This is a genomic window from Janthinobacterium sp. NFX145 (assembly GCF_049810325.1).
In the GTDB taxonomy this organism is placed as follows: domain Bacteria; phylum Pseudomonadota; class Gammaproteobacteria; order Burkholderiales; family Burkholderiaceae_D; genus Janthinobacterium; species Janthinobacterium rivuli.
On sequence record NZ_CP187360.1, the window covers coordinates 4,896,426 to 4,919,777 of the forward strand.

At 63.7% G+C, this 23,352-nt stretch carries 29 protein-coding genes; 9 read left to right on the plus strand and 20 right to left on the minus strand.

The genetic code is table 11. From position 1 onward, the window contains the following. Nucleotides 1-77: 77 nt before the first annotated feature. The 8 genes from ACPJXG_RS21895 to ACPJXG_RS21930 all read right to left on the minus strand — a co-directional run bounded on the left by ACPJXG_RS21895 (nt 78) and on the right by ACPJXG_RS21930 (nt 7,035). The gene (locus ACPJXG_RS21895; protein ID WP_425252328.1) at nt 78-407 is read right to left on the minus strand and encodes an L-rhamnose mutarotase; all 330 of its coding nucleotides are present in this window, start codon (nt 405-407) and stop codon (nt 78-80) included. Beyond that, nucleotides 404-1,246, minus strand: coding sequence for an amidohydrolase family protein (locus ACPJXG_RS21900; RefSeq protein WP_425252329.1), 843 nt, complete (start codon nt 1,244-1,246; stop codon nt 404-406). The genes ACPJXG_RS21895 and ACPJXG_RS21900 overlap by 4 nt, the downstream gene beginning before the upstream one ends. Then, nucleotides 1,243-2,262: an aldo/keto reductase gene (locus ACPJXG_RS21905; protein ID WP_425252330.1), complete on the minus strand. Its 1,020-nt coding sequence runs from the start codon at nt 2,260-2,262 to the stop codon at nt 1,243-1,245. Before ACPJXG_RS21905 ends, ACPJXG_RS21900 begins: the two co-directional genes overlap by 4 nt. A gap of 11 nt (nt 2,263-2,273) precedes the next feature. Continuing rightward, nucleotides 2,274-3,497, minus strand: a complete 1,224-nt coding sequence (locus ACPJXG_RS21910) for a UxaA family hydrolase (RefSeq protein WP_099400898.1) — start codon at nt 3,495-3,497, stop codon at nt 2,274-2,276. Continuing rightward, complete coding sequence (locus ACPJXG_RS21915; RefSeq protein WP_099400897.1) at nt 3,494-3,829, minus strand: UxaA family hydrolase; 336 nt, start codon at nt 3,827-3,829, stop codon at nt 3,494-3,496. The genes ACPJXG_RS21910 and ACPJXG_RS21915 overlap by 4 nt, the downstream gene beginning before the upstream one ends. 25 nt (nt 3,830-3,854) lie before the next feature. Next, nucleotides 3,855-4,772, minus strand: a complete 918-nt coding sequence (locus ACPJXG_RS21920; protein ID WP_402720439.1) for a GntR family transcriptional regulator — start codon at nt 4,770-4,772, stop codon at nt 3,855-3,857. A gap of 114 nt (nt 4,773-4,886) precedes the next feature. Then, on the minus strand, nt 4,887-6,023 hold the full coding sequence (locus ACPJXG_RS21925) for a mannitol dehydrogenase family protein (protein ID WP_425252331.1): 1,137 nt from the start codon (nt 6,021-6,023) through the stop codon (nt 4,887-4,889). A gap of 1 nt (nt 6,024) precedes the next feature. Beyond that, complete coding sequence (locus tag ACPJXG_RS21930; RefSeq protein ID WP_099401087.1) at nt 6,025-7,035, minus strand: zinc-binding alcohol dehydrogenase family protein; 1,011 nt, start codon at nt 7,033-7,035, stop codon at nt 6,025-6,027. 340 nt (nt 7,036-7,375) lie between these two features. Between ACPJXG_RS21930 and ACPJXG_RS21935 the strand changes: the two genes are divergently transcribed. Further along, nucleotides 7,376-8,410: a MerR family transcriptional regulator gene (locus ACPJXG_RS21935; protein ID WP_425252332.1), complete on the plus strand. Its 1,035-nt coding sequence runs from the start codon at nt 7,376-7,378 to the stop codon at nt 8,408-8,410. Between the two features lie 66 nt (nt 8,411-8,476). Then, the gene (locus ACPJXG_RS21940; RefSeq protein WP_425252333.1) at nt 8,477-9,556 is read left to right on the plus strand and encodes a hypothetical protein; all 1,080 of its coding nucleotides are present in this window, start codon (nt 8,477-8,479) and stop codon (nt 9,554-9,556) included. Here ACPJXG_RS21940 and ACPJXG_RS21945 read toward each other — a convergent pair. Both ACPJXG_RS21945 and ACPJXG_RS21950 read right to left on the minus strand, forming a co-directional pair. Then, complete coding sequence (locus ACPJXG_RS21945) at nt 9,553-10,761, minus strand: D-amino acid dehydrogenase (RefSeq protein ID WP_425252334.1); 1,209 nt, start codon at nt 10,759-10,761, stop codon at nt 9,553-9,555. The two genes, ACPJXG_RS21940 and ACPJXG_RS21945, sit on opposite strands and share 4 nt — an antisense overlap. Then, on the minus strand, nt 10,758-11,210 hold the full coding sequence (locus tag ACPJXG_RS21950) for a winged helix-turn-helix transcriptional regulator (RefSeq protein WP_035828729.1): 453 nt from the start codon (nt 11,208-11,210) through the stop codon (nt 10,758-10,760). Before ACPJXG_RS21950 ends, ACPJXG_RS21945 begins: the two co-directional genes overlap by 4 nt. Before the next feature lie 91 nt (nt 11,211-11,301). Here ACPJXG_RS21950 and ACPJXG_RS21955 point away from each other — a divergent pair, with 91 nt between their 5' ends. Continuing rightward, nucleotides 11,302-12,495, plus strand: a complete 1,194-nt coding sequence (locus ACPJXG_RS21955) for an MFS transporter (protein WP_425252335.1) — start codon at nt 11,302-11,304, stop codon at nt 12,493-12,495. Between the two features lie 7 nt (nt 12,496-12,502). Here the strand turns inward: ACPJXG_RS21955 and ACPJXG_RS21960 are convergent, their stop codons facing one another. From ACPJXG_RS21960 to ACPJXG_RS21975, 4 genes are all read right to left on the minus strand, one after another. Next, complete coding sequence (locus tag ACPJXG_RS21960; RefSeq protein ID WP_034759676.1) at nt 12,503-13,198, minus strand: Crp/Fnr family transcriptional regulator; 696 nt, start codon at nt 13,196-13,198, stop codon at nt 12,503-12,505. 155 nt (nt 13,199-13,353) lie between these two features. Further along, on the minus strand, nt 13,354-14,001 hold the full coding sequence (locus ACPJXG_RS21965) for a response regulator (protein ID WP_425252336.1): 648 nt from the start codon (nt 13,999-14,001) through the stop codon (nt 13,354-13,356). Between the two features lie 32 nt (nt 14,002-14,033). Continuing rightward, complete coding sequence (locus ACPJXG_RS21970) at nt 14,034-15,266, minus strand: GAF domain-containing sensor histidine kinase (protein WP_402720434.1); 1,233 nt, start codon at nt 15,264-15,266, stop codon at nt 14,034-14,036. Nucleotides 15,267-15,363: 97 nt separating this feature from the next. Continuing rightward, nucleotides 15,364-15,945 carry a DJ-1/PfpI family protein gene (locus ACPJXG_RS21975; protein WP_035825518.1) on the minus strand — a complete coding sequence of 194 codons (582 nt, stop codon included), beginning with the start codon at nt 15,943-15,945 and terminating at the stop codon, nt 15,364-15,366. 171 nt (nt 15,946-16,116) lie between these two features. On the opposite strand from ACPJXG_RS21975, the gene ACPJXG_RS21980 reads away from it, so the two are divergent. The 3 genes from ACPJXG_RS21980 (at nt 16,117) to ACPJXG_RS21990 (ending at nt 17,440) form a co-directional block, all read left to right on the plus strand. Continuing rightward, nucleotides 16,117-16,557 (plus strand): hypothetical protein, encoded by a 441-nt coding sequence (locus tag ACPJXG_RS21980; protein WP_425252337.1) that lies wholly within the window; start codon nt 16,117-16,119, stop codon nt 16,555-16,557. A gap of 26 nt (nt 16,558-16,583) precedes the next feature. Further along, a complete protein-coding gene (locus tag ACPJXG_RS21985; RefSeq protein ID WP_425252338.1) occupies nt 16,584-17,057 on the plus strand; it encodes a host attachment protein in 474 nt (157 codons plus the stop codon). A gap of 83 nt (nt 17,058-17,140) precedes the next feature. Then, a complete protein-coding gene (locus ACPJXG_RS21990; protein WP_035825510.1) occupies nt 17,141-17,440 on the plus strand; it encodes an antibiotic biosynthesis monooxygenase family protein in 300 nt (99 codons plus the stop codon). 8 nt (nt 17,441-17,448) lie between these two features. On the opposite strand, the gene pncB is transcribed toward ACPJXG_RS21990, so the two are convergent. Both pncB and ACPJXG_RS22000 read right to left on the minus strand, forming a co-directional pair. Beyond that, nucleotides 17,449-18,639, minus strand: coding sequence for a nicotinate phosphoribosyltransferase (pncB, locus tag ACPJXG_RS21995; RefSeq protein WP_425252339.1), 1,191 nt, complete (start codon nt 18,637-18,639; stop codon nt 17,449-17,451). 79 nt (nt 18,640-18,718) lie between these two features. Further along, complete coding sequence (locus ACPJXG_RS22000; RefSeq protein WP_425252340.1) at nt 18,719-19,582, minus strand: cysteine hydrolase; 864 nt, start codon at nt 19,580-19,582, stop codon at nt 18,719-18,721. A 72-nt stretch (nt 19,583-19,654) separates the two neighbouring features. Between ACPJXG_RS22000 and ACPJXG_RS22005 the strand changes: the two genes are divergently transcribed. After that, nucleotides 19,655-19,894 (plus strand): TIGR02450 family Trp-rich protein, encoded by a 240-nt coding sequence (locus tag ACPJXG_RS22005; protein ID WP_176390496.1) that lies wholly within the window; start codon nt 19,655-19,657, stop codon nt 19,892-19,894. Here the strand turns inward: ACPJXG_RS22005 and ACPJXG_RS22010 are convergent. From ACPJXG_RS22010 to ACPJXG_RS22020, 3 genes are all read right to left on the minus strand, one after another. Beyond that, a complete protein-coding gene (locus ACPJXG_RS22010) occupies nt 19,876-20,019 on the minus strand; it encodes a hypothetical protein (RefSeq protein ID WP_217916871.1) in 144 nt (47 codons plus the stop codon). The two genes, ACPJXG_RS22005 and ACPJXG_RS22010, sit on opposite strands and share 19 nt — an antisense overlap. A gap of 361 nt (nt 20,020-20,380) precedes the next feature. Then, the gene (locus ACPJXG_RS22015) at nt 20,381-20,887 is read right to left on the minus strand and encodes a hypothetical protein (RefSeq protein WP_425252341.1); all 507 of its coding nucleotides are present in this window, start codon (nt 20,885-20,887) and stop codon (nt 20,381-20,383) included. Between the two features lie 153 nt (nt 20,888-21,040). After that, nucleotides 21,041-21,646, minus strand: coding sequence for an FMN-dependent NADH-azoreductase (locus ACPJXG_RS22020; RefSeq protein WP_425252342.1), 606 nt, complete (start codon nt 21,644-21,646; stop codon nt 21,041-21,043). A gap of 135 nt (nt 21,647-21,781) precedes the next feature. On the opposite strand from ACPJXG_RS22020, the gene ACPJXG_RS22025 reads away from it, so the two are divergent. Both ACPJXG_RS22025 and ACPJXG_RS22030 read left to right on the plus strand, forming a co-directional pair. Next, nucleotides 21,782-22,696, plus strand: a complete 915-nt coding sequence (locus ACPJXG_RS22025) for a LysR family transcriptional regulator (RefSeq protein ID WP_425252343.1) — start codon at nt 21,782-21,784, stop codon at nt 22,694-22,696. Between the two features lie 112 nt (nt 22,697-22,808). Beyond that, a complete protein-coding gene (locus ACPJXG_RS22030; RefSeq protein ID WP_035825496.1) occupies nt 22,809-23,036 on the plus strand; it encodes a hypothetical protein in 228 nt (75 codons plus the stop codon). 3 nt (nt 23,037-23,039) lie between these two features. On the opposite strand, the gene ACPJXG_RS22035 is transcribed toward ACPJXG_RS22030, so the two are convergent. Further along, nucleotides 23,040-23,351 (minus strand): MerR family transcriptional regulator, encoded by a 312-nt coding sequence (locus ACPJXG_RS22035; protein WP_034759737.1) that lies wholly within the window; start codon nt 23,349-23,351, stop codon nt 23,040-23,042. Nucleotide 23,352 lies beyond the last annotated feature (1 nt).

Below are 23,352 nucleotides of genomic sequence, written 5' to 3' on the forward strand. Positions count from 1 at the left end.
CTCCTTTTATTTTTAACCCAACACCTGGCAATTCTGGGGTCGGACCCTCAGGGTCCGACCCCGGCCTTTTTTGGGGTCTACGTCATATGAAAAACCTGCTCCATCATCGCCCAGTGCTCACCCTCGGCGCGCGAGGCCAGCGGCTCCTGGCACGGGGCGCAAAAAGTCCACCAGCGCTGCGTTTCCGGGTCGGCGGCAATGGCCGCCATGTCGGCCTCAAAATCCTCGCCGTGGTATTCCCAGTAACCGAACAGCAGGTTTTCCGGCTGGCGCAGGAAGATCGAATAATTGCTGACATTCGCGGCCGCCAGCCTTGCCAGCACCTGCGGCCAGACGGCGGCGTGCAGGGTTTTGTATTCGGCGATACGTTCAGGCGCGATGCCGATGACCATGCCCATTCTTTTCATGGCGTCTCCTGGCTGATGCCGTAAAAGCGCAGCGCATTCAAACCGAAAATATCGTCCCTGTCCTCTTGCCCCAGATGCGCCAGCAGCGCCTCGCTGGCGGCCAGCCACGCCGCATAGCCCCCTGCCAGGTCCACCACGGGCCAGTCGCTGCCCCAGATCACGCGCCGGGGGCCGAACACGTCCAGCACATGTGCGGCATAGGGCCGCAGGTCGTCCACGTGCCAGCCGGGCCGCGCTTCCGTCACCAGCCCGGACAGCTTGCAATGCACGTTCGGCAGCGCGGCCAGCTGCGCCATGTCTTCGCGCCAGGCGCCGAACGCGGCATCGGCGATCGGCGGCTTGGCCGCATGGTCGATCACGATGGCCAACTGCGGATAAGCACGGGCGCAATGCAGCAGCGCGGGCAAGTGGCGCGGCAGCACCAGCGCGTCCAGACGCACGCCGTGTTCGACCATGGCAGCCAAGGCCGGCGCCAGCGCGGGATTGGCGATCCACTGGTCGTCATCGATATCCTGCAGCATGGGCCGCAAGCCTTTGAGCTTCGGCTGCGACGCCAGGCATGCAATCGCCGCCGCTGCGTCAGGCGCCAGCAAATCGGTCCAGCCCACGACGGCACGAATAAAGCTGGTCTGTTCCGCCAGCGCCAGCAGCCAATAGGTATCGTCTTCGGACGGCAGCGACTGCACCAGCACCGTGCCGACGATACCGTGCGCAGCCAGCAGCGGCGCCAGGTCGGCGGGCGCAAAATCGCGGTGGATGGCGGCCAAGGATGGCGGCGGCCAGCTGCCGGCGCGCGCGGCCAGCTGCCAGAAGTGCTGGTGGGCGTCGATGCGCATCATGCGGCCACTCCCGCAGGCAGCGGCGCGCGCGCATCGAGCAAGTCCGCGTCCCGCAGCGCCAGCCACAGGGCGTCGGGCAGCGGCGTGGCGAACCAGTCCAGGTTTTGCCGCAGCTGCGCCAGGTCTTGCCCGCCCGGGATGCAGGAAACGACGGCCGGATGGGCGAGCGGGAACTGCAGTGCCGCAGCCTGCAGCGGCACGCCGAATTCACGGCAGACGGCGTCCAGGCGCGCCACCCGCTTGAGTATGGCGGCCGGCGCATCGGCGTAATTGAACTTGCCGTTCCCGGCCAGCACGCCCGAGTTGAACGGGCCGCCGATCACGATGGCGTTACCACGCTCCACGCAAAGGTCCAGCAATGGCGACAGCGAGGCCTGTTCCAGCAAGGTATAGCGGCCGGCCAGCAGGGTGCAATCGAGGTCGAATTCCGCCATCGCGCGCAGCACGATCTCGCATTCATTGACACCGAGGCCCACGGCCTTCACCTGGCCGCTGGCGCGCAATTCATCGAGGGCGCGAAAACCGCCACCGGCCGTCAGCTGGCGCCAGTATTGCTGATCGAGTTCGCCATGCGTCGCCTTGCCGATATCGTGCACGAACAGGATATCGATGCGCTCGAGCCCCAACCGCTGCAGGCTGTCGTCGTGCGAACGCAGCACGCCGTCATATGTATAGTCGTAATGGGGACGGAACGGCAGCGGCGCGGCAAAGCCGTCGTCGCCGGGGCGCACCGAGGCGTCGGGCCGCATCAGCCGTCCCACCTTGGTGCTGATCACAAATTCATGGCGGGGCCGTTCGCGCAGCGCCGCACCAAGACGGCGTTCGGACTGGGTATACCCATAGAACGGCGCCGTGTCGAAGAAACGCACGCCCGCGTCCCAGGCGCCATCGAGCGTGGCGCGCGCCTGCGCGTCGCTGACTGGCTGGTACAAGCCGCCTATCGGGGCGCAGCCCATGCCGATGCAGGGCAGCGACAGGCCTCCGCGCGGCAAGGTATGCAATTGTGTGACATCCATGAATGCGGTCCTCAAGCGGCGCGCAAGGGGAAGCAGCCTGGCCCCACCGCGTCGAATTGTTTATAGGTCAGCACGAATTCCTGGTGGCCCAGGTCTTCCGAGCGGCTCAGTTCTCCGTTGGCCACGTTCAGCACGGCGGCGACGATCTCCGCGCCCACTTCTTCCAGGGTGGCTTCGCCCGTGAGGATCTTGCCCGCGTTGATATCCATGTCGTCGGCCAGGCGCTCGAAGGTTTGCGGATTGGCGCACACCTTGATGACGGGCGAGATCGCCGAGCCGACGACGGAGCCGCGGCCCGTGGTAAACAAGGTGATATGGGCGCCGCAGGAAATGAGTTCGACGATTTCCGCGTTGTCCGACACGTTCGGAAAACCGAAGCGCGGCTCGCCGTCCGGCACCACGTCAAGCAGGTACAGGCCGCCGCCGGCCGGCTGGTCGCCCGGTTTCAAAATGCCGACGATGGGCGAGGAACCGCTCTTGGCGTAGGCGCCCAGCGACTTTTCTTCCTGCGTGGTGAGGCCGCCATCGGCGTTCCCCGGCGAGAAGCTGCCATGGCCCATGATGGTGTAGTAGCGGGCCGCCTTGGCCACGGTTTCGACGATGGCGTTGCCCAGGTCGGGACTCACGGCGCGCCGCTGCATGTGGTATTCGCAGCCCACCAGTTCGCCCGTCTCTTCGAAGATGCAGGGGCTGCCGGCCGCGATCAGGGTGTCGAACGCGACGCCGACGGCCGGGTTGGCGCTAATGCCGCTGGTGCTGTCGGAGCCGCCGCAGATGGTAGCGACGACCAGTTCATCGATCCCCATCGGCACGCGCTCCTGCCGCGCCAGGTGTTCCAGCGCCCAGCCGATCCACTCGACACCGCTGCTCACGCTGGGGCGCGTGCCGCTGTTTTCCTGGATGGTGATTGTATGCACGGGGCGGTCGCTGTCGGCCACGGCGCTGGAGAGGCCATATTTGTTGAACCCTTCGCAGCCCAGGGAGACCAGCAGCACGGCGCCCACGTTCGGGTGCGTCAGCAGACGGCGCATCACCTGATCCGCGTATTCGTTGGGGAAGCAGCCCGTAAAGCCGATCAGGTGCACGGGCTGGCCGGGGAAGGCGTTGACCATCAGGCGCGCCACGTGATGCGCGCATTCGACCATATAGGCCACGACCACGATATTGCGGATGCCCTTGCGGCCATCGGCGCGCAGGTAGCCCGACAGGGCGGGTGTCGTCGTTGGAGCGTTCATGCTTGGTCGTCCTTGTCCAGGAAATGGTGGCCGTCCTGGCCCAGGGTAAACGTGGGGATGTAATCGCTTGCCAGGTTGTGCGTGTGGATATGCTCGCCGATGGCGACGGGGGCCGTGATGCTGCCGATCAGGGCGCCGTAGCGCAGCACCTTGTCGCCCATGGCCAGCGCGCGGCGCGCCACCTTGTGGCCAATCTGGATGTTTTGCGCCAGGGTGACGGGCACGCCGTCAATGGCGACGACGTCGCCGCAGGCCAGGGCTGTCCTGGCGATCAGGCAGTTATCCTCGGGCGACATCAAGAGCAGGCTGGCAGGCTGGGAAGCGAGGCTCATGGCGCACCCTCCCCGGCAAAGACGGCTAGGCGGCCGGCTGGCTCAGTTTTTCCCGCGTGCCGATCGAGGACAGCATGGTGCTGCGCGAGGAATCGAGGTGCGAGCGCATGGCATCGAGCGCCTTCGGCACGTCGTGCTCCGCCAACGCGCGCAGGATCGCCAGGTGTTCCTGCACCGCGTATTTGTTGCGGCCCTTTTCCTCGCCCTTGTCCCACTGGTAGTGATAGTGAAACACGAACGAGACGATATCGTAGAAGCCCTGCGCGAAGCGATTGTTCAAGAGGCCGATCAAGAAGGTGTGGAACTCGCGGTCCAGCGCCGGAAACGCGTTGTGGCGCGTGTCTATCCTGGCCGCCAGCTTCTCGTGCTGCTTGATCAGCCGCGCCAGTTCCGCATATGCCGGATCGCCATGCGGCAGATGCGCAAACTGCTCCACGGCCGCCATCTCGAACATGCGCCGCATGTCCGCCAGTTCGGTGGCGAACGAGCGGTCGAACGCGCACAGGCGCCAGCCGCCGCGCGGTTTCTTTTCGATCAGGCCGAAGCGCGAAAAGCCGATCAAAAATTCGCGCACGCTGACGGTACTGGCGCCCGCCTCGCGCGCCAGCTCCGCTTCCGAAAACTCCGCGCCGGGCGGCATGTCGCGCTGGTACACGCGTTCCATCAGCACTTGCTGGATGCGCTCCGCCCCCGACTGCAATTCCGAAATATCGAAGTAGTCGCCCGGTATGGGTTTGCGCAGCAAGCGCCGGTCCGCCGGGCTGGCGATCAGCCGCCGCGTCGACAGATACGCGATCGCGCTGCGAATCGCCGTGCGGCTGCCCTGGCAGATCGTGGTCAGGAACTGCTCCGTCGGCAGCATCTCGCCCACTGCGACATTCTCGGCGAGAAATTGCAACAGCAGATTGGTACTGCGCTTGAAGACGGTGGCGGGTTTGGACATGGATGAATGAACGCGCTATGCCAGCGAAAGGGAAAGTGGATGAGTGGGCCATTTTAGTCGATATCGGATTGGATCGGCATGCCAGAAAAGAAACAACTGCGCTAAGCGGGGCGTTCATGGCTGCGCTCCCGGCGCCAGCATGGCGCGCAGGCGCGGCTGCGCCAGGGCGGGACACAGCTGCCGCGCCAGCGCCGCCACGGGCGCCATGCGCCGCTCGATCTTGCCTGCGTGGTGCTGGGCGATGTCGGCCAGGCGGTGCGCGAGGAAGGGATTGCTGAAGCGTTCCCTGACCTGCGCCACATAGGCCAGCGCGGCGTCACCATGCCGCGCGCCCATGGCGGCAAACACGGGCAGCACTTCCTCGTGCCACAGGGCTTCCAGCGCGGCGCGCATGGCGCCATCGTCCATCGCCTCGCGCACCGTCATGCCGGCCGGACTGCCCCGTTCCATCCACAGCTGCGCCAGATAGGTGTGACCGAGGTTGAGCAGGAACAGCTTGCGCTGTTCATACTCGCGCAGGCTGCCCGTCACCACCAGTTGCGGGTGGCGGCACGGCAGCAGCATGCCTTCCTGCGCCTCGATGGCCCACAGCGCATAGGGCTCGGCCACCGCGCCTATCGGTTCGATCGGTTCGGAAACGATGCGGTCGACGAGGGAGTTGATCCACAGGCAGCCCGTTTGCAGGTAGACGATGAACGCGGCATCGCAGCGCCACTGCTGCGCCAATGTCACGATCACCTGGCGCAATACATGACCGTTGTCGGCCACCAGTTCGCACGGAAAAATCGAGATGGGCGCGGCGCCGGCCAGGAAGCGGTCGTGCAGCAGCACCAGCAGCTTGGCGGGAAAGCTGGCGGGAACGGTTGCGCCATCAAGCATACCGGCGTGGTCGGAATCAGCCAGCTGGTAGCCCGTGTCGCCCGTATTCGAGATGATCACGCGCGCGGCCACGGCAGCATCGCGCACCTGCCGCCAGTCGCTGCCGGCTTGCCACGCTTGCGTGACGGCGTCGGCGCGGCGTTCCTCGTCGACTTGCGCGCCGTCCTGCCAGCCGCGGATGCGCACCGGGTAGCCGCCGGCCTGGCGAAACGCCGCCACCCGCGCCGCACCCTGCGCGCTGCCGGTCGTTTGCACGATGGTGATATGGCCCAGCGCCTCGCCTGCCTTGGCCGCTTCGCTGACGAACAGGTCGGCGTGCGCCTGCAGGAAGCGGCTGGTGCCAAATTGCAGTATGGGATTGAGATTGCTCATCTCAGACCTCGACGATGGCCTTGATGACACCCGCCTCGGGCTGCATCCAGCGATCGAGCACGCCCGTAAATTCGTCGAGCGTGGTGCGGTGGGTATTGAGCAGCGCGGTGGGCACTTTCCCCGCCTTCATGGCCGCCACCACTTCCTCGAAATCGTCGACGGTGGCGTTGCGGCTACCCAGCAAGGTCGTTTCGCGCTTGTGGAATTCAGGGTCGGAAAAGGACAGGCGGTCGCGCACGATGGAGACCAGCACATAGGCCCCGCCGTGGGCGACGAAATCGAGGCCCCGCTCCATGGCGGCGATATTGCCGGTGGCGTCAAACACCACGTCGAAGAATTCGCCGCCGGTGGCGTCCGACAGTTGCTCCTTGTCGCCGTCGCCCAGTTGCACCGTGCGGACGATGCCCAGCGCGTCGCGGCAGAACTGCAAACGGTCGGCGCGGCCATCGAGCACCGTCACGTCGGCGCCTTTCAAGGACGCGAACAACATCACGGCCATGCCGATCGGACCGGCGCCCACCACCAGCACGCGCTTGCCGGCATCGACCGCGCCGCGCTTGACGGCGTGCGCGCCGATGGCGAGAAATTCGATCATGGCCGCGTCGTCGAGCGAGATGCCTTCCGTCTTGAAGACGAAGCGCTCGGGCAGCGCCAGGTATTCCGTCATGCCGCCGTCGCGGTGCACGCCCAGCACTTCGATGCGGGTGCAGCAGTTGGTCTTGCCCTGGCGGCAGGCCACGCAAGTACCGCACGACAGGTAGGGCATCACGTAGACCTGGTCGCCAGCGGCCAGGCGCGAGCCGGCTGGCGCACTGTCGATATGGCCGGACAATTCATGGCCCATCACGCGCGGATAGCTGAGAAAAGGCTGGGTGCCGCGGAAGATATGCATGTCGGTGCCGCAGATGCCGACGCGGCGTATGCGCAGCAGCACTTCACCCTCGCCGGGCACGGGCACGGGGCGCTGCTCCATGCGCAAACTGCCGGGCGTATCGCAAACGATACTTTTCATCATGGTCGTCTCTCTCGCCGCCCGGATCTTGCCGGTGGCATATTATATTTAACGTACAAACCAACTGTGAAAAAAATCCGTCTGTGCGGATTGTCTTTCCAGCCCTGCCAATGGCGCGCTTTGCTGCGCCGCACAACGATTTTTTCGTCATTCCATGTGGCTCGAACGCGCTGATTCTGCTGCAGTCGTCGTTCGGTTTTATAAATATACCGTACAAAAAAATGAAGGTCAACGGATTCTTTTTATGGTTTTTTCGGCTCCTCTGCTACATTCCTGCTTGACCCTGACGTTACGTCAGGCGCCATCGTGGTTGGTACGCACTGAAGACAAGGAGAAGACGATGCTGTTGAAAATCGGTGAACTGGCCAGGCTCACGGGCCTGACCATCCGCACCCTGCACCACTACGACAGCATCGGCCTGCTCTCGCCTTCGGCGCGCACGCAAGCTGGCTACCGCCTGTACCAGCACGGCGACATGGACCGGCTGCACCGGATCATGGCGCTGCGCAAGTTCGGGCTGTCGCTGGCCGATATCGCCAACGCCCTCGCCGGCCCGGATCTGCCGCTCTCCTCCATCGTGGCGCGGCAAATCGCCATGCTGGAACGCCAGATCGCGCAGGCGTCCACCTTGCGCGAACGCCTGCGCAGCCTGCAAACGCAACTGGCGCAGGGGCAGGCGCCGGAACTGGCCGAGTGGCTCACCACTATGGAGTTGATGACCATGTACGACAAATACTTTAGTCACGAAGAATTGCAACAACTGCCGCTGCTGTCCGATGCGGCCGTGGAACAGGAATGGAAAGCACTGGTAACGAAAGTGCGCGCCGTCAAGGACGCGGGCGCCGGCCCCGGCGATGCGCCAGCGCAAGCGCTGGCCACGGAATGGATGGTCAAGCTGGTGCGCGACACGGGCGCCCACCCGGGCCTGTTCGCGCGCCTGAACGACATGCATGCGCAGGAACCCTCGATGCAAGCGACGACCAGCATTGATGCGGACTTGATGCAGTTCATCCTCGCCGCCTTCAATGCCTCGCGCATGGCGCTGTACCGGCCCTTCCTCGACGAGCACGAATACGCGCATCTGGTGGCCAACTACGGCAAGCGTTCGGGCGAGTGGCCAGCCCTGATTGCCGCCGTGCGCGCCGCCATCGATGCGCGCACGCCGCCCACCGATCCGGCCGTGCTGCAACTGGCGCGGCAGTGGCTGGAACTGTTCCGCTCCTACGCGGGCGCGGACCCGGCCACGCAGCTGAAATTTCGCCAGGCGCACCAGCAGGAACCGCGTTTGATGGAAGGCAGCTTCGTCAACGCGGCCATGCTGCAATACCTGGGCGCGGCGATGGCCATCGTGGCGCAGGAGCGACCACACGCATAGTTGACGTGTGGCATCTCGTGGGCGCGGCCATGTAGAATCGGCCTTCGCCCACGAGAGGATTAACCGATGCGCCGCTTTCTGTTTGCTTGCCTGACCCTGCCCGCCCTGAACCTCGCCATGGCTGGCGATGCGCCCGTGCAAGGGGTATGGCAGGGCACCGTGGGCAAGGCCAGTATCGTGGCCTGCTTCAACCAGCCCAGCACCACGCAAGGCTCTGACCGCAGCGGCAATTATTACTACACGCGCTACAAGACGCCGATCATGCTGTCCCGGCCGAACGGCAAGACCCTGTGGCAGGAACTCGACGCCAAGGGCAATACGACGGGCACGTGGAGCCTGGGCACGCCGCAAGGTGGCAAGCTCACCGGCACGTGGACGGAGCCGAAAAGCGGCAAGACCCTGCCCCTGGCCTTGACCCTGCTGGAAGCGGCGGGCGACCGCGAACACCCGTCGTGTGCCAGCGATGCCTACAATCTGGCGCTGGAAGATTTTCCCGGCACCAAGGTCAGCAAACCCGCTACCTTTGAAGGCAAGCAATACCGCAACCTGCAAGTGGGCGACACCATCACGGTGGAGCTGATGGCGCCCGGCGACGGCGTGGCGAAAATCAACACACAGCTGCGCGCCGTGCTGGCGAAGAACAAGAAAGACCTGGAAGATTTCTATGCCACGCGCCGCGAATACCTGGGCCGCAACGGTTTCACGACGGAAGACGAAGTGTATGCGGATCCCACCTACTGGTCGCCGCGCTGGGTGACGGTCAAGTTCTACCGCTGGGCGGCCGGCTATGGCGCCAGCGGCATTTCCATCAAGTTCCGCACCTGGGACGTAAAAACGGGCCAGGAAACGGACGTGTGGAACTGGTTTGGCGCCAGCGCCAGCGATGGCGACGACAAGGCCGCATTGCCGGACCGCCTGCGCCAGGCCCTGTTCAAGGGCGTGAAAATCGACGCCGAATGCAAGGGCACGGATTACGACGGCCGCGGCCGCTTCCATCTGTCATTGAAACTGGAGGGCGTATCGTTCTGGCAAGACCCGAACGGCAGCGGCTGCGAAAACGACTTTTTACTGCCCTACAGCAAGGTCGGCCCTTTCCTCACCGTCAAGGGGCGCGCCGCGCTCAGCGATTTATTGCCGAAGAACTAGCCACCCGCCTTGTCCACCGTCTCAGCCACCATCTCCGCCGTGGCGGCCGCCAGGGTCCAGCCCAGGTGGCCGTGGCCCGTGTTGTAGTACACGCCAGGCGCCTTGCCCGGCCCCACTTTCGGCAGCATGTCGGGCAGCATGGGGCGCAAGCCCGCCCACGGCACAACCTTGCGCGTATTCACGCCAGGAAAGCACTGCTCGACCCATCCCAATAGCGGGCGGATGCGGTCGGCGCGGATGTCGTAATTGACGCCATTGAATTCGGCCGTGCCCGCCACCCTGAGCCGGTCTTCACCGAGGCGGCTGCTGACCAGCTTGGTCGCGTCGTCGAGCAGGCTGACGGTCGGCGCGGCCGCGCGGCTGGCTGGGTCTTCAAGCTGCACGGTGATGGAATAACCTTTCACGGGATACACGTTGACATGGTCGCCCAGCATGGCCGCCATGGCGCGGCTGGCCGTGCCCGCGCAGACGACGACGGCGTCAAACACGGTGCTGTCCCCATCCATGGAGACGCGCACCTTGCCGTGTTCGCGCGCCAGCGCCGTGACCTGGCCACCATAGCGGCAGGCCACGCCCAGGCGGACGCACGCGTCGGCCAGGCCGCTGGTGAATTTGTGGATGTCGCCCGTGGAATCGCTGTCCGTGTAGTAGCCGCCGTAAAAGTCGCCAGAGAGGGCCGGCTCGATGGCGCGCATTTCCTGCGCCGTGACGGCGCGCCGCTGCAAGCCGCCCTGCGCCAGCAGGCGCGACACGCCAGCCGCCCGCTCGAAACCGCGCTGGTCGCGGTAGACGTGCAGGATGCCGGCGCGGCGGTGATCGAAAGCTATGTTTTCTGCCTGCGCCCACCCAAACAAATGTTCACGCGCGGCGATCGCCATGCGCGCCGTGGCGATGGTGTTGCGCTCGTAGGCGGGCATGGCGGCGAGAAACTCCGCAAACCAGCTCAGCTTGTGCCAGCTGGGCCAGGGATGGAGCAGCAGCGGCGCATCGCGCCGCGCCATCCATTTCAGGGCGTTCAAAATCGTTGCCTTGTGGTTCCACACTTCCGCATGCGAGGCCGACAATTGCCCGCCGTTCGCGTATGACGTTTCCATGGCCGCGTAACGGTGGCGCTCGATCAGGGTCACGTCCACGCCCCGCTTGGCCAGCGCATACGCCGTCGTCACGCCCGTGATCCCTCCGCCGATGACAGCCACCCGCCTCATTGCGGCGACACCTTGTGCACGACCGTGTCGTCCGCCTGCAACACGCGGCCGTCCAGCGCCAGCACGTCCATCCTGCGCACGGGCAAGCCTGAGCCACGCTGCAACAGGGTGGAATGGGACTCGCCCGCTTCGAACAATTGATCCTCGCTCCACTGGCGCAAGCCGACGACGACGGGAAACAGCGCCAGCCCCTTTTGCGTGAGCACGTATTCCTGGTAGGCCGTGCCGTCCGAGGCGGGCGCAACCGTGAAGATGCCCTCTTCCACCAGGGTGTGCAGGCGGTCGGCCAGGATGTTCTTCGCCACGCCCAGGCTTTTCTGGAACTCGCCAAAGCGGCGCATGCCGTCGAAGGCGTCGCGCACGATCAGGAGCGACCAGCGCTCGCCGATCACGTCGAGCGCGCGCGCCACGGGACAGGGGTCGGTTTTCAGGCTCTTGCGCTTGGCCATCGTCATGCTCCAGGATTGAGTGGTTGCATTTTAAAACTTCCCGGCGTAGACTCCAAGTGGTTTTAATTTGAAACCACTTAATTGACCTCCCATGCGCGATACGACAACTCCCATCACGACAGCACTTCCTCCTACCCTCGTCTGGCTGTTTGCCACGGCGGCCGGCCTCAGCGTGGCCAATGTGTATTACGCCCAGCCCTTGCTCGCCACCCTGGCGCACGAATTCGGCATGATGGAGGCGGCCAGCGGCATGGTCATCACGGCCACGCAGATCGGCTGCGCGCTGGCCCTGCTGCTGCTCGTGCCCTTGGGCGACATGCTGAACCGGCGCCGCCTGACCCTGTTCCAGTTGGGCATGCTGGCCATCACCCTGGCGGCGCTGGGCTGCGCCCGTTCCACGGCCGCCTTGCTGGGCGGCATGCTGCTGGTCGGCTTGCTGGGCACGGCCATGACGCAGGGCTTGATCGCCTATGCGGCCAACGCGGCGGCCAGCCATGAGCGTGGCAGAGTGGTCGGCATGGCGCAGGGCGGCGTGGTGATCGGCTTGCTGCTGGCGCGCACCCTGTCCGGCGTGGTAGCCGATGTGGCCGACTGGCGCGCCGTGTATGTTGTTTCGGCCGCCATCGCTTGCGCCCTGCTGTTGCTGTTGTGGCGCAAGCTGCCACCGGCGCAGCCATCCAGTCAACAGCTGGCGTACGGCGCCCTGCTCGCCTCGATGCTGGACATGCTGCTGCACAACAAAGTGCTGCGCGTGCGGGGCATGCTGGCCCTGCTGATGTTTGCCGTCTTCAATATTTTCTGGAGCGCCCTGGTGCTGCCCCTGACGGCGCAAGGCTACAGCCATGCGGCCATCGGCGCGTTTGGCCTGGTGGGCGTGATCGGTGCGCTGGGCGCGGCGCGCGCCGGCGCCATGGCGGACAAGGGCCGCGCGCAATGGACGACGGGCGCGGCCCTTCTGCTGTTGCTGGCCGCGTGGCTGCCACTCAGTTTTGCAGGCGCGGCACTGTGGCCCTTAATCGTCGGCATCATCGCGCTGGACCTGGCAGGCCAGGCCATCCACGTGACGAACCAGAGCCTCATCTTCAAGGATGACAGCGACGCGCACAGCCGCCTGGTGGCGTGCTACATGCTGTTTTATGCGGTGGGAAGCGGACTCGGTGCGATTGCCGCCACCAGCGTGTATGCGCTGGCGGGCTGGCATGGGGTATGCGCGCTGGGCGCGGCGGTCAGCTTGCTCGCCCTGCTGTTCTGGCGGCTGACCTTGCCTGCTGAAAAAGCTGAGTGATCAACGCTTAATTCAGCATGGCCGTGGCGGAACCATGGCGGTAGGTTTTCAAGGCATCGGGCTGGATCTGGATCAGCGAACCGCTGACTTTAATCAGGTGCAAGTCCGTCAGCTGGTGCAGCACGCGCGACAGGGTGGCGGGCGCCAGGTTCAGGAACGATGCCAGCAAACTTTTCTTCAGGTCCAGCTTGACTTCGTTCGAGCGCTGCTGGTCCGATGCCTGCAGCAAATACTCGACCACGCGCTGGGTCGCGTTCTGCACGGAGCAGCGCTCCACGTTGCGGATAAAACCCATCAAGTGGTGCGACAGGCTGTTCATCATCTGGCGCGCGATGCGCGGCGACTGGTCCAACAGGCGCAGCAGCGCGTGCGGCGGGATGCGCAGCAGCAAGCAGTGCTCGAGCGCTTCGGCGCAGAATGGATACGGTTCATCGAGGAAAATCATGGCTTCGCCGAAGCTCTGGCCCGGACGGATCAGTTCCAGAACCTTGTCGGTCCCTTCCATGGAAAACACGCTGAGCTTGACGAGGCCGAAGACCACCACATAGGCGCCTTCCGCCACTTCGCCCTTGCGGAACAGCACTTTGCCTTTTTCCACTTCAACACGCACGACATCCTGGCGCAATTGCTCTAATTGCGAAGGGGAAATATGGCGGAACAGAGCCTGGCTCGATAGCAAGCCATCGACGTTGACCTTATGCATGACACTCTCTTATTAGATTAGCGAATGACTAAGAGTGTAATGGGCCGGCACGGTCAAGGCCATACGTCAAAGGAACTAGGGTTGTCTAGGCCGGAACGCCATGCAGATCAAACAATCGCGCATTGCTTGCGCATTATTTGCACTTTGTTTGATCTTTATTTGCTCAATTCACGCTCGACCGCATACACGGCGATCTGCACGCGGCTGCTGAGCTTAAGCTTTTTGAGGATGTTTTGCACGTGGATTTTCACCGTGCTTTCGGCCACGTCGAGCTGGCGCGCGATTTCCTTGTTGCTCAGTCCTTGCGCCAGGCAGGCCATGGCTTCGCGTTCGCGCGGCGTCAGTTTGTCATAGTCTTCCTGGGGCGCGTTCTGCCCCGCGCGGAACTGCGACACGAGCTTGGCCGTCATGGCGTCGGCGATCACGGATTCGCCGGCGGCGGCGCGGCAAATGGCCTGCCCCAGCTGCTCGGCCTCGATGTTTTTCAGCAAATAGCCGCGCGCACCGGCGCGCAGGGCCGCACCGAGGTCGGCCGCGTTTTCCGACACGGTCAGCATCAGCACGACCATCTGCGGCAGGTCCTGCAGGATCAGCTGCAGCGCCTCGACGCCAGTCACGCCGGGCATGTTCAAGTCCATCAGCACCACGTCGGGCCGCAGTTCGGCCGTCAGGCGCACGCCGTCCAGCCCGTTCGATGCCTCGCCCACCACCTGGAATTGAGGATTGCGCTGCAGCAGCAGCTTGACGCCGCTGCGCAGCAAGGTGTGGTCGTCGACCAGCAGGATTTTGATTGGTGCGTTCACGTGTTTGTTGCCTGATAAGGATGATTCATTTGTTACGCGGCCTGGCGCCGGGCTGCCGGCAAGGCCAGCGAGATCGTCGTGCCGCCGCCGGGCGTGCTGTCGATGGCAAATTGCGCACCGAGCCGCTCGGCTCTTTCCTGCATGATACGCAAGCCGATCTGCAATTCCGTTTTCTTGTCGCGCAGGTTGGCGGCGAAGCCTTCGCCATCGTCGCGCACCTGCAGCGCAAAATCGCGCCCATTGTCCACGCGCAGCGCCACATTGCTCGCCTGCGCGTGCTTGCGGATATTCGACAGCGCTTCCTGCACGATGAACAATATCTGCAACTGCTGTTCGGGCGCCAGCGGCGCGCCGTTGCCGCTCATCTCCAGGGAGCCGACGACGCCCGTCTGCAGCTCGAACTTGGCCAGCACTTCGCTGAGTTTGCTTTCGAGATCGCTGCCATGCCAGCGCGTGCGGAAATTGACCAGCAATTCGCGCACGTCCTGGTAGCTTTGCTCGACGCCCATGCGCATCAGCGGTAACACTTCGGCCGCTTCGTCGAGCTGACCACGGCGCACGGAATCGTCGAGCATCTGCACTTGCAGGCTGATGAAGTTCAGGCTTTGCGCAATGCTGTCATGCAAGCCTTCGGCCAGCAGGCTGCGTTCGCGCGCCACAGCGAATTCCTTTTCGCGCGCGATCAGGCGCTGGTTTTCAATGGCGATACCGAGGCTCTGGCCCAGCGTTTCCAGCCAGCCCTGCTGCTGCGCATGCACGGCTTGCGGGCGCGCAAAGTGCAGCGAAAAACTGCCCACCACCTGGTCGCGCGCAAGGATCGGGAAGACGGCGATGGCGATGAAACCTTCGTCCTGGCAGCGGTAGCGCTGCAGCGCATCGACCTGGCGAAAATCGCGGATCTGGATCACGCCCTGCGCCACGGCCGCGCCGCACAGGCAATCGTTGTTGCGGATGCAGTGTTCTTCTTCCACCATCGCGTCGGAAATGCCCTCGTGCACGATGATGTGCACGGTGTCCTGCTGCGGATCGAGGATGCGCACGGTGCCGCCTTCGGCCTGCGCGAACTGCATCACATGGCGCAGGAAGCCACGGCACAGCGCGTCGATGGCGTGCTGTCCCGCCAGCAAGGTGGAAATCTCGTGCAGGGTGGCCAGCTGGCGTTCCTGCGCGGCGCTCAGGCCCGATGCGGCTTGCGCCAGGCGGCGCTGGCGCCAGCGCGACGCTGGAAGTTGTTTGCGGGAAGGTTGACTGCGCGGCGCATGCATGAAGAACTCGAATCTGAAAAGTGGTGCGCCCGGCAAGCGCTGCGGCCTGCCGGGCTGGTAAAGGTTACAAACGGGTTACAAACGGGTTACAAACGGGTTACAAACGGATCTCGGTGCCGAGCAGTTTGACGAACTGCGCCAGCCAGGCCGGATGCGCGGGCCAGGCTGGCGCCGTGACGAACTGGCCATCCGTGACGGCGTCCGTGACGGCGATGTCGGCATACGTGCCGCCCGCCAGTGTCACTTCCGGCGCGCAGGCGGGATAGGCGGAAATGCGCTTGCCACGGATGACGTCGGCGGCGGCCAGCAATTGCGCGCCATGGCAGACGGCGGCGACGGGCTTGCCCGCTTCGGCGAAATGGCGCACGGCGGCGATGACGTTCTTGTTCAGACGCAGGTATTCGGGCGCGCGGCCGCCGGCGATCATCACGGCGTCATAGTCGGCCGGGTCGATCTCGTCGAAGCTGGCGTTCAGGGTGAACAGATGGCCGGGCTTTTCCGTGTAGGTCTGGTCGCCCTCGAAATCGTGGATGGCCGTCTTGATCGTCTCGCCGCTTTTCTTGCCGGGACAGACGGCATGCACGGTATGGCCGAGCATCAGCAGGGCCTGGAACGGCACCATCGTTTCATAATCTTCTGCAAAATCGCCGGTCAAAAACAGAATTTTCTTCGCTGCCATTTAGTTCTCCTATGAAAGATTGATGCCGCAAGGCGTATCTTAGCGCGACTTGGCAACCATACTGGATATTTATCAAACTTTTGCGCCTTGATCGAGGATTTTACAGGCTGAGGCAGAATTATTTGCAGCCTCGCCGGTCAAATCAAGCACACCTCCTTGAAAGGCCGGGCCATGGACAGCAACAGCGGCAACAGCGGCGACAGCGGCAACAGCACCCTCATACGTATCTTCGACCACTTGCCCGATGCCGAGCGCGCCCGCAACCGGCTGCTGGCCGATGGCTTTCCCGCTCACGCCGTGCAACTGGACGCGGGCGACGACGAGGCCGGCCCCGTGCAGGGCAATTTTACGGTCGGCAATCGCGACACCCTCACCAGCCGGCTGGAACGCGTGATCAATGCCCTGTTCGGCGGCGACAACCATATGTACCGGCGCAACTATGGCAAGACGGCGTTTCGCGGCATGGTGCGCCTGGTGGTGGCCACGCGCCATGCCGAGGAACAGGAACGCGCGCACGCCATCGTGCAAGCATGCGGCGGCAACGATATCGAACAGCGCACGGCCCGCTGCGGCCAGGACAGGCACGGCGGCGTGGCGGCCCTGTCGCGCTAGCCGGGGTGCACAGCAAGGAGAACGAGATGGACGTCACATGGGTGGTCGTGGCAGACAGCAGCCGCGCGCGGCTGTTTGCGCTGGGACAGCAAAACCAGCTGGGCGAGCTGCAAGACTTTGTCAATCCGGCGGGCCGTGACAACGATAACGCCTTGAACAGCGATGCCGGTGGACGCTTCGGCAGCGGCATGCGCGCGGGGACCCAAGCGGGCACGCAGGCGCACACGGCCGAGCCACAGGTGACGCCCGTCGACCATGCGAACGAACAGTTTGCCCGGCAGATCGCGCAGGTGTTGCAGCAGGGCCTGCAGCAACGGCGCTACAGCAAGCTGTGCCTGGTCGCCGCGCCGAAGTTCCTGGGACAATTGCGTCTAAGGCTAGATGCCCAGGTGGAAAAACGGCTCAGCCATGCCCTGGCCAGGGATGTCGCCAGCATGAACGTGCCGCAACTGGAAGCCTATCTGCAGCAGGCGCTGGACAGGAACGGCGGCGGCAGCTGAATGGCATGCGACCCGGCGCCCTCCGCAAGCGGGCACAATCTGTGGCAAGATCTGCGTTCTTTCTTTCAAAACCGGAACTTGCCATGATTTTTGAAATTGCCCACATCCAGATCAAATCGGCCACACACGCTGCCTTCGAAGCGGCCGTGACGAAAGCCGTCCCCCTGTTCCAGCGCGCACGCGGCTGCGAGTCGATGCGCCTGGAGCGCTCGATCGAAAACGGCGACGCCTACCGTCTGGTAGTCGGCTGGACAACCCTGGAAGACCATACCGTGCATTTTCGCGGCAGCGAGGACTTCCAGGCATGGCGCGGCCTGGTCGGTGAATTTTTCGCCGCACCGCCGCAGGTCGAGCACATGGATACGGTGGTGACGGGGTTCTAGACAGGCACCTACACTGCGGGGTGGTGGAAGACCTGCCGCAAATACGCGAGGAAAGTTTCATCCTTGCACAGGGTCTTGCCCGGCGAATCCGATAATTTCGCCACGGACTGGCCATTGCAGCGCACCAGTTTCATGACGATGTTGAGCGGCGTCAAGCCGACGTCGTTGGTGAGATTGGTGCCGATGCCAAAGCCCGTCATGATGCGGTCGGCGAAGTGCTGGTACAGGGCGAAGGCCTTGTCCAGGTCCAGGCCGTCGGAAAACACGAGGCGCTTGGTATTGGCGTCGATGCGCAGGGCCGCATAGTGGGCCAGCGCCTTCTCGCCCCACTCGACGGGGTCGCCCGAATCGTGGCGCAAGCCGTCGAACAGCTTGGCGAAATACAGGTCGAAATCGGCCAGGAACGCATCCATGCCCACCACGTCCGTCAGGGCGATGCCCAGGTCGCCCCGGTATTCCTGCACCCAGTCTTCCAGTGCCGCCTTTTGAAAATCGCGCAGGCGCACGCCAAACGACTGGAACGATTGCATGTATTCATGCGCCATGGTGCCGATCGGCACGATACCCAGCTTTTTCGCCAGGTAGACATTCGACGTACCCTTGAAATACTCGGGCACGTCGCGCGCCAGGCGCTGCACCACCTCGTCGTGCCAGGCGCCGGAAAAACGCCGGCGCACGCCGAAATCGGAAAACTCAAACGGATGCTTGCGCCGTGGCAGCTTGCCGAATTCCTTGACGGCTTCCACTTTCAAGCCCAGGCGGTGGCGCCCTTCGCGCATGGCCGCATCGAGGTCGAAACGGCGGAAATACAGTTCGTTGATGATGTACAGCACGAAAATCTCGAAGCCCATCACGTGTACCTGCGGCCCGGCCGCGTGCACGAGCAAGGTATCGCCATCCGTGCTCACGTCGATGAACTTGCGCTGGAAGCGGAACACCGTCAGGAAGTCGACGAAGTCGCTCTTCATGAAGCGCAGGGTGCGCAGATAGGCCAGCTCGTCGTCGGCAAACGACATCGAGCACAGGTGGTCGAGCTGCTCTTCCAGCTCGCTCTTCAGTTCGGCCAGGGGAAAGGCGGTGGCGTTGCGGCAGACAAATTCGTATTCGGTATGGGTATTCGGATGACCGTGCAGCAAGGCTTGCCACATTGTAAATTTATACAGATCGGTTTCCAGCAAACTGCGCACTATCGGGGTCATGTGTGTTTTCTCCAACTTCCTGAAGCCAGAATAGTACGCCACTGCAAGCATTTCAGCAGGGTCCGCTTGCAGGACAGCATCAATTGCCTGCATTGGCCAACAATTCAGGCAAGACGTCGGCGGACGTGGCCAGCCGCGCGCCGCGCGCATGCATGGCGGCAAGGAAGTCGCGCTGCTGTGCTGCAAAGCCCGTGACGGGGCTCATGCAGTCCGTCAGCAAGACCAGGCGCGACAGGGCCTGCTTGCCTTGCTGCGCTTCCAGGTAATCGGCGATGTGCTCGGTACTGGCTTTCACGCAATGGCTGCCCGCTTCGCCGGTGACATAAATCTGCTGTGCCGGCAGCAAGGTGTCGAGGAAAGCGCGGTTCAGCTGGGTGGCCGCATCCTGCGCATCGGGCACCTCCGCCATGACGGCCGAGTAATGCTCGGTCCACGGATTGGAACCCTTGCTCAGCTTGGCGACCACTTGCAGGTGATCCACTTCCCAGGCATTGTAGGCGGCGCGCACGGCCGCATGGATATTTTGCCCCCAGCTGCCGATCTCGCAATGCACAGGCCACACCATCAGCTGATAGCGCCCGGCTTGCTGCAAGGCATCGAGGTAGGCCAGCGCGCGCGGCAGGGCATCGCTGGCGGCGGGCAGGAACAGGCGGTCGCGCAACTGCTGCGCGGTGATCTGCGTAAACGGCGGCACGGCGCCGCCATCGCCCGTGCGCCAGAAGGCCGGGTGGGCGATGTCGTAGCGGTGGTGGGCGTCGAGGGTCACGCTGATCTGCGTCAGGCCATTGCCCCCTTCGCGTATCAGGTGCGCCACGCGCAGCATGTCGGCGTGGGCGCCGGGCACGGCCAGCGCCGGTGCGGCGTCCGGCGGCAGCCAGGCGAGAGGTAAATCGCAAAAATCATTTTGCGGATCGATGACGAGCAGGTGCAACTGGCGTTTCATGGCGGTCCTCGTGCGTGGCGGGAACTTGCATGATAATGGCAACATCGCCATCACGCCAATCCGGGACCCGCCATGCATCTTTCAGATCGCAATAACTTGCGTCCAAACAAATTACTCAACAGCAAATGGACGGCCGTGACACCGGCCAACAAGGAGAAGCACTTCCTCGTCATCAAGGTGTGCGCCGCGGCCACGCCCAATGAACCCGTCACACACGTGGAGCTGGAAGCCGTACATTCGGGCAGAGTGCAGATCCTGCCCTGGCGCGCGCTGCAGGATGCGGCGCAGTGGCATCAAGGATGGAAGACATAACGGCGCTGGCGCCGCTCGACCAGCTGCAATGCTACCTCGGCCGCTTCGCTGACGGCTTCGGCTTCCGTCGCGAACGGATGGTCGGCCAGCACGCGGTGCTTTTTGACGATATTGTTCCTGTGCATGGGATTGCTCGATGGGGTGTACAGGGACACATAGGCGCCCCACAGTTTGCAACCGCGTAAGGGTTCCGCCGTGTAATTTATTTCATACGTATCAACGTACTTTATCGGCACGATGTTTGCTCCAAAAATGACATCCCCGGGTAGCCTGTCTCAACGGCCCTACCCGGCGTAGGGTTGGAATACATGCAATCGCGCTTGCTCAGGATACTCACCTACTTATCTGCTTTTTATTACGCGGCACAGGGAAAAACTGAAACGCCACGCCTGGTTTCCAGGCATGGCGGCACGCCCACTGAAAGTATAGACGATGCGAAAAAATTATGAGAAGGCAACTCTGTACTGAACGCCGCAGGCGCCTGCCCTATTTCGCCGCCTCGGCGGCGGCATGCATGGACCAGACGACGCTGAGGATTTTCCATTGACCATCGCGCTTGACCATCTGCCACGCTTGCACGCCATAGTTGGACAATTTATCGCCGACGAGAAATTCGTAGTCGAAGTTGACCCACGCCACATGGCGGTCCTGGGTGATCTTGACGTTGTAGAATTTTTCTTCCGTGCGCAGGGGTTCGCGTTTGATGTAGTTGGCGAAACCGACGTAGCCGGCCGCCGCGACGCCGTCGAAGTGGACGTCCGTCGTGTCGCGCATTTTCTGGATGAAAGCGTCATCGGCCGGCGAGGCGAACAGGATGTTCGTGTGCAGCAGCAGCGACGACAGCAGCTTGACGTCCTTGGCGATCAGGGCCGCCTGGAAGTCGGCGACGACTTTTTCGATGGCGCGGATATCCTCGGGCGTGGAGGCATGGCGGCCCACGTGGGGCGGCGCCACCGGTGCCGTTTGCGCCAGCGCAATGCCTGCTGAAAACAAAGAACATCCGAACAGTACTGCGCTGGCCAACTTGTGCATGAGGGACTTTCATGGCGAACGGCTCGCCGGACTGGCACGGGGCGTGCCGCCGGCAAGCTTATGCCAACCATATTAGATTGGCAATCCCCCATTGGAACTAGAGTGTCACCAAACTCAGGCAGCCAGGGCCTCGATCGACGCGCGGCCCTTGGCGACGGCGCTGGCGACGGCATCCTCGCCCATGGCCACGCCTTCAGCTTGCACGAACTCGATGTCGGTGATGCCGATGAAGCCCAGCGCCGTGCGCAGATAGGTGCTCAGGTAGTCATACGCGGCGCCCGGGCCTTCGCTGTAGACGCCGCCGCTGGCCGTGAAAATCACGGCTTTCTTGCCCGTGGCCAGGCCAACGGGGCCATTGGCCGTGTACTGGAAGGTGCGGCCCGCGCGCGCCACGTGGTCGATCCACGCCTTCAGGGTCGACGGCACGGAAAAATTGTACATGGGCGCGGCCAGCACCAGCACGTCGGCGGCCAGCAATTCATCGACCAGGGTATCGGACAATTGCACGGCCGCCGCAGCCTGCGCGCTGCGCTGCTCGGCCGGCGTGAAGAAGGCGCCCATCACCTCTTCCGTCAGGTGCGGCACCGGTTGCGCGGCCAGATCGCGCACGACGATGGTGTCGCCTTGCGCGGCCAGTTTGGCGACGAATTCGCCCGACAACTGGCGCGACAGGGAACCGCTGTTGCGCACGCTGCTATTGATGTGTAGTACGTTTGCCATGATGCACTCCTTCAAGAACGATAGATGGGGGGTGCGGCGTTTGCTGCACTTGCACACATCATAGTTCGGGTCTACTATCGATGAAACCGTGTAAATATAAATGATTAGCATCGAATTTCTAGATATGGAGCCAGCATGAGAGAACCGGGCCAGCCTTCGCTCGACCAGTTGCGCGTGTTCGTCGCCGTCATCGACGCGGGCGGCTTTGCCCACGCGGCGCGCCAGCTGCACCGCACGCAGTCGGTGATCAGCTACACCATCGCCAACCTGGAAGAACAACTGAATGTGGTGCTGCTCGACCGTGGCAAGCGCAAGCCCACCCTGACGGACGCGGGCAAGGCCCTGCTGGCCGACGCGCGCGCCGTGGCCTTGAAGGTCGACGGCATGCGCGCGCGGGCCAAGGCGCTGGCCGGCGGGCTGGAAGCGGAAGTGTCGGTGGTGGTCGACGTGATGTTTCCCACCTGCGTGCTGGTGCGCGTGCTCGAGGCGTTCCAGGCGCAGTTCCCCACCGTCGCCCTGCGCCTGCGCATCGAAGCAATGGGCGCCGTGGCGCAGCTGGTGATGGATGGCAGCTGCCACATCGGCCTCGGTGGCTGGATGACGTCCACTGCCAGCGTCTTCGAGCGCCTGGCCGTCGGCCACGTGCGCCTGATTCCCGTGGCCGCCCCCAGCCACGCGCTGGCGCAGCTGGCCGGGCCGATTGCATCGAACGTGGCGCGCGAACACGTGCAGCTGGTGCTCAGCGACCGCAGCGTGCTGACGCAGGGCCAGGATTTCGGCGTGCTGGGATTGCGCAACTGGCGCCTGGGCGACCTCGGCTCCAAGCACGCGCTGCTGCGCGCGGGCCTTGGCTGGGGCAATATGCCCGAGGCGATGGTGCGCGACGACCTGGCAGAAGGCCGCCTGGTGCACCTGCCGCTGGCAGTCGACAATGGCGAGAATTATCCGATTTATCTGATCCAGCGCGCCGACACGCCGCCGGGGCAGGCGGGCAAGTGGCTGACGGAGCGGTTTGCGGAGCAGTTGCCGTTGCTGGTGCAGGGCTTCTAGAAAAAGTGGGCCACAGGTATGATTAGCCCCCCCAACGGCAGACACTGGGGTCGGACCCTGAGGGTCCGACCCCGGCCTTACTTGGGTCAACTTTCAATGACAAGGATTTACCATGGCCGGCATCGACGACTTCGTCAACAAACAAAAACCTGGCGCGCGCTTCGTCATCACGGCGCAGATGCTGCGCATGACGCCGCAGCAATTTGATTCACTGGCGCAGGAATGGATGGAAGACGGCGGCCCCGGCTTCGACGTGGCCGGCATCCCGCACCGGGTCGTCGTCGACGGGCAGTTTTATATCGGCAGGCTCACCGTGCAGCGGCACGGCGAGCCTGAGTAAAAGCTACTCCACGCCCAGCACGTGCAGGCGGCGCCGCAAACGCGCCACTTCCTCCGACAGATCAACCACCAGCGCGGCCAGCTCCGCATTCGCGTCGAACACGGATTCGATTTCATGCAGGCGGCGCGCGCGCACCAGGTCCAGGCTGGTAAAGCGCCAGGCCGTGAGCTGCCCCGCCGGCGGGCCGTCCTGCAGCAGCACGCCCGTCTGCACGTGCTGCACCACCCAGTCCGGCTCCACGGCGCAGGCGCGCGCCAGTTCTTCCAAGCTCAGGGCACGGTCTTCCAGCAATTCGCCAATTACCTTGTTAGTCATG

Excerpts from the sequence above, each read along its gene's own strand:
- ACPJXG_RS22005 (WP_176390496.1), top strand. The coding sequence starts at position 19,655 with ATGCATCTTTCAGATCGCAATAACTTGCGTCCAAACAAATTACTCAAC.
- ACPJXG_RS22020 (WP_425252342.1), bottom strand. The coding sequence starts at position 21,646 with ATGGCAAACGTACTACACATCAATAGCAGCGTGCGCAACAGCGGTTCC.
- ACPJXG_RS21950 (WP_035828729.1), bottom strand. The coding sequence starts at position 11,210 with ATGGCCAAGCGCAAGAGCCTGAAAACCGACCCCTGTCCCGTGGCGCGC.
- ACPJXG_RS21960 (WP_034759676.1), bottom strand. The coding sequence starts at position 13,198 with ATGCATAAGGTCAACGTCGATGGCTTGCTATCGAGCCAGGCTCTGTTC.
- ACPJXG_RS21895 (WP_425252328.1), bottom strand. The coding sequence starts at position 407 with ATGAAAAGAATGGGCATGGTCATCGGCATCGCGCCTGAACGTATCGCC.
- ACPJXG_RS21970 (WP_402720434.1), bottom strand. The coding sequence starts at position 15,266 with ATGCATGCGCCGCGCAGTCAACCTTCCCGCAAACAACTTCCAGCGTCG.
- ACPJXG_RS21975 (WP_035825518.1), bottom strand. The coding sequence starts at position 15,945 with ATGGCAGCGAAGAAAATTCTGTTTTTGACCGGCGATTTTGCAGAAGAT.
- ACPJXG_RS21900 (WP_425252329.1), bottom strand. The coding sequence starts at position 1,246 with ATGATGCGCATCGACGCCCACCAGCACTTCTGGCAGCTGGCCGCGCGC.
- ACPJXG_RS21955 (WP_425252335.1), top strand. The coding sequence starts at position 11,302 with ATGCGCGATACGACAACTCCCATCACGACAGCACTTCCTCCTACCCTC.
- ACPJXG_RS22035 (WP_034759737.1), bottom strand. The coding sequence starts at position 23,351 with ATGACTAACAAGGTAATTGGCGAATTGCTGGAAGACCGTGCCCTGAGC.
- ACPJXG_RS21915 (WP_099400897.1), bottom strand. The coding sequence starts at position 3,829 with ATGAGCCTCGCTTCCCAGCCTGCCAGCCTGCTCTTGATGTCGCCCGAG.
- ACPJXG_RS21990 (WP_035825510.1), top strand. The coding sequence starts at position 17,141 with ATGATTTTTGAAATTGCCCACATCCAGATCAAATCGGCCACACACGCT.
- ACPJXG_RS21980 (WP_425252337.1), top strand. The coding sequence starts at position 16,117 with ATGGACAGCAACAGCGGCAACAGCGGCGACAGCGGCAACAGCACCCTC.
- ACPJXG_RS21945 (WP_425252334.1), bottom strand. The coding sequence starts at position 10,761 with ATGAGGCGGGTGGCTGTCATCGGCGGAGGGATCACGGGCGTGACGACG.
- ACPJXG_RS21905 (WP_425252330.1), bottom strand. The coding sequence starts at position 2,262 with ATGGATGTCACACAATTGCATACCTTGCCGCGCGGAGGCCTGTCGCTG.
- ACPJXG_RS21935 (WP_425252332.1), top strand. The coding sequence starts at position 7,376 with ATGCTGTTGAAAATCGGTGAACTGGCCAGGCTCACGGGCCTGACCATC.
- ACPJXG_RS22030 (WP_035825496.1), top strand. The coding sequence starts at position 22,809 with ATGGCCGGCATCGACGACTTCGTCAACAAACAAAAACCTGGCGCGCGC.
- ACPJXG_RS21910 (WP_099400898.1), bottom strand. The coding sequence starts at position 3,497 with ATGAACGCTCCAACGACGACACCCGCCCTGTCGGGCTACCTGCGCGCC.
- ACPJXG_RS22000 (WP_425252340.1), bottom strand. The coding sequence starts at position 19,582 with ATGAAACGCCAGTTGCACCTGCTCGTCATCGATCCGCAAAATGATTTT.
- ACPJXG_RS21940 (WP_425252333.1), top strand. The coding sequence starts at position 8,477 with ATGCGCCGCTTTCTGTTTGCTTGCCTGACCCTGCCCGCCCTGAACCTC.
- pncB (WP_425252339.1), bottom strand. The coding sequence starts at position 18,639 with ATGACCCCGATAGTGCGCAGTTTGCTGGAAACCGATCTGTATAAATTT.
- ACPJXG_RS21925 (WP_425252331.1), bottom strand. The coding sequence starts at position 6,023 with ATGAGCAATCTCAATCCCATACTGCAATTTGGCACCAGCCGCTTCCTG.
- ACPJXG_RS22010 (WP_217916871.1), bottom strand. The coding sequence starts at position 20,019 with ATGCACAGGAACAATATCGTCAAAAAGCACCGCGTGCTGGCCGACCAT.
- ACPJXG_RS21985 (WP_425252338.1), top strand. The coding sequence starts at position 16,584 with ATGGACGTCACATGGGTGGTCGTGGCAGACAGCAGCCGCGCGCGGCTG.
- ACPJXG_RS21930 (WP_099401087.1), bottom strand. The coding sequence starts at position 7,035 with ATGAAAAGTATCGTTTGCGATACGCCCGGCAGTTTGCGCATGGAGCAG.
- ACPJXG_RS22025 (WP_425252343.1), top strand. The coding sequence starts at position 21,782 with ATGAGAGAACCGGGCCAGCCTTCGCTCGACCAGTTGCGCGTGTTCGTC.
- ACPJXG_RS21920 (WP_402720439.1), bottom strand. The coding sequence starts at position 4,772 with ATGTCCAAACCCGCCACCGTCTTCAAGCGCAGTACCAATCTGCTGTTG.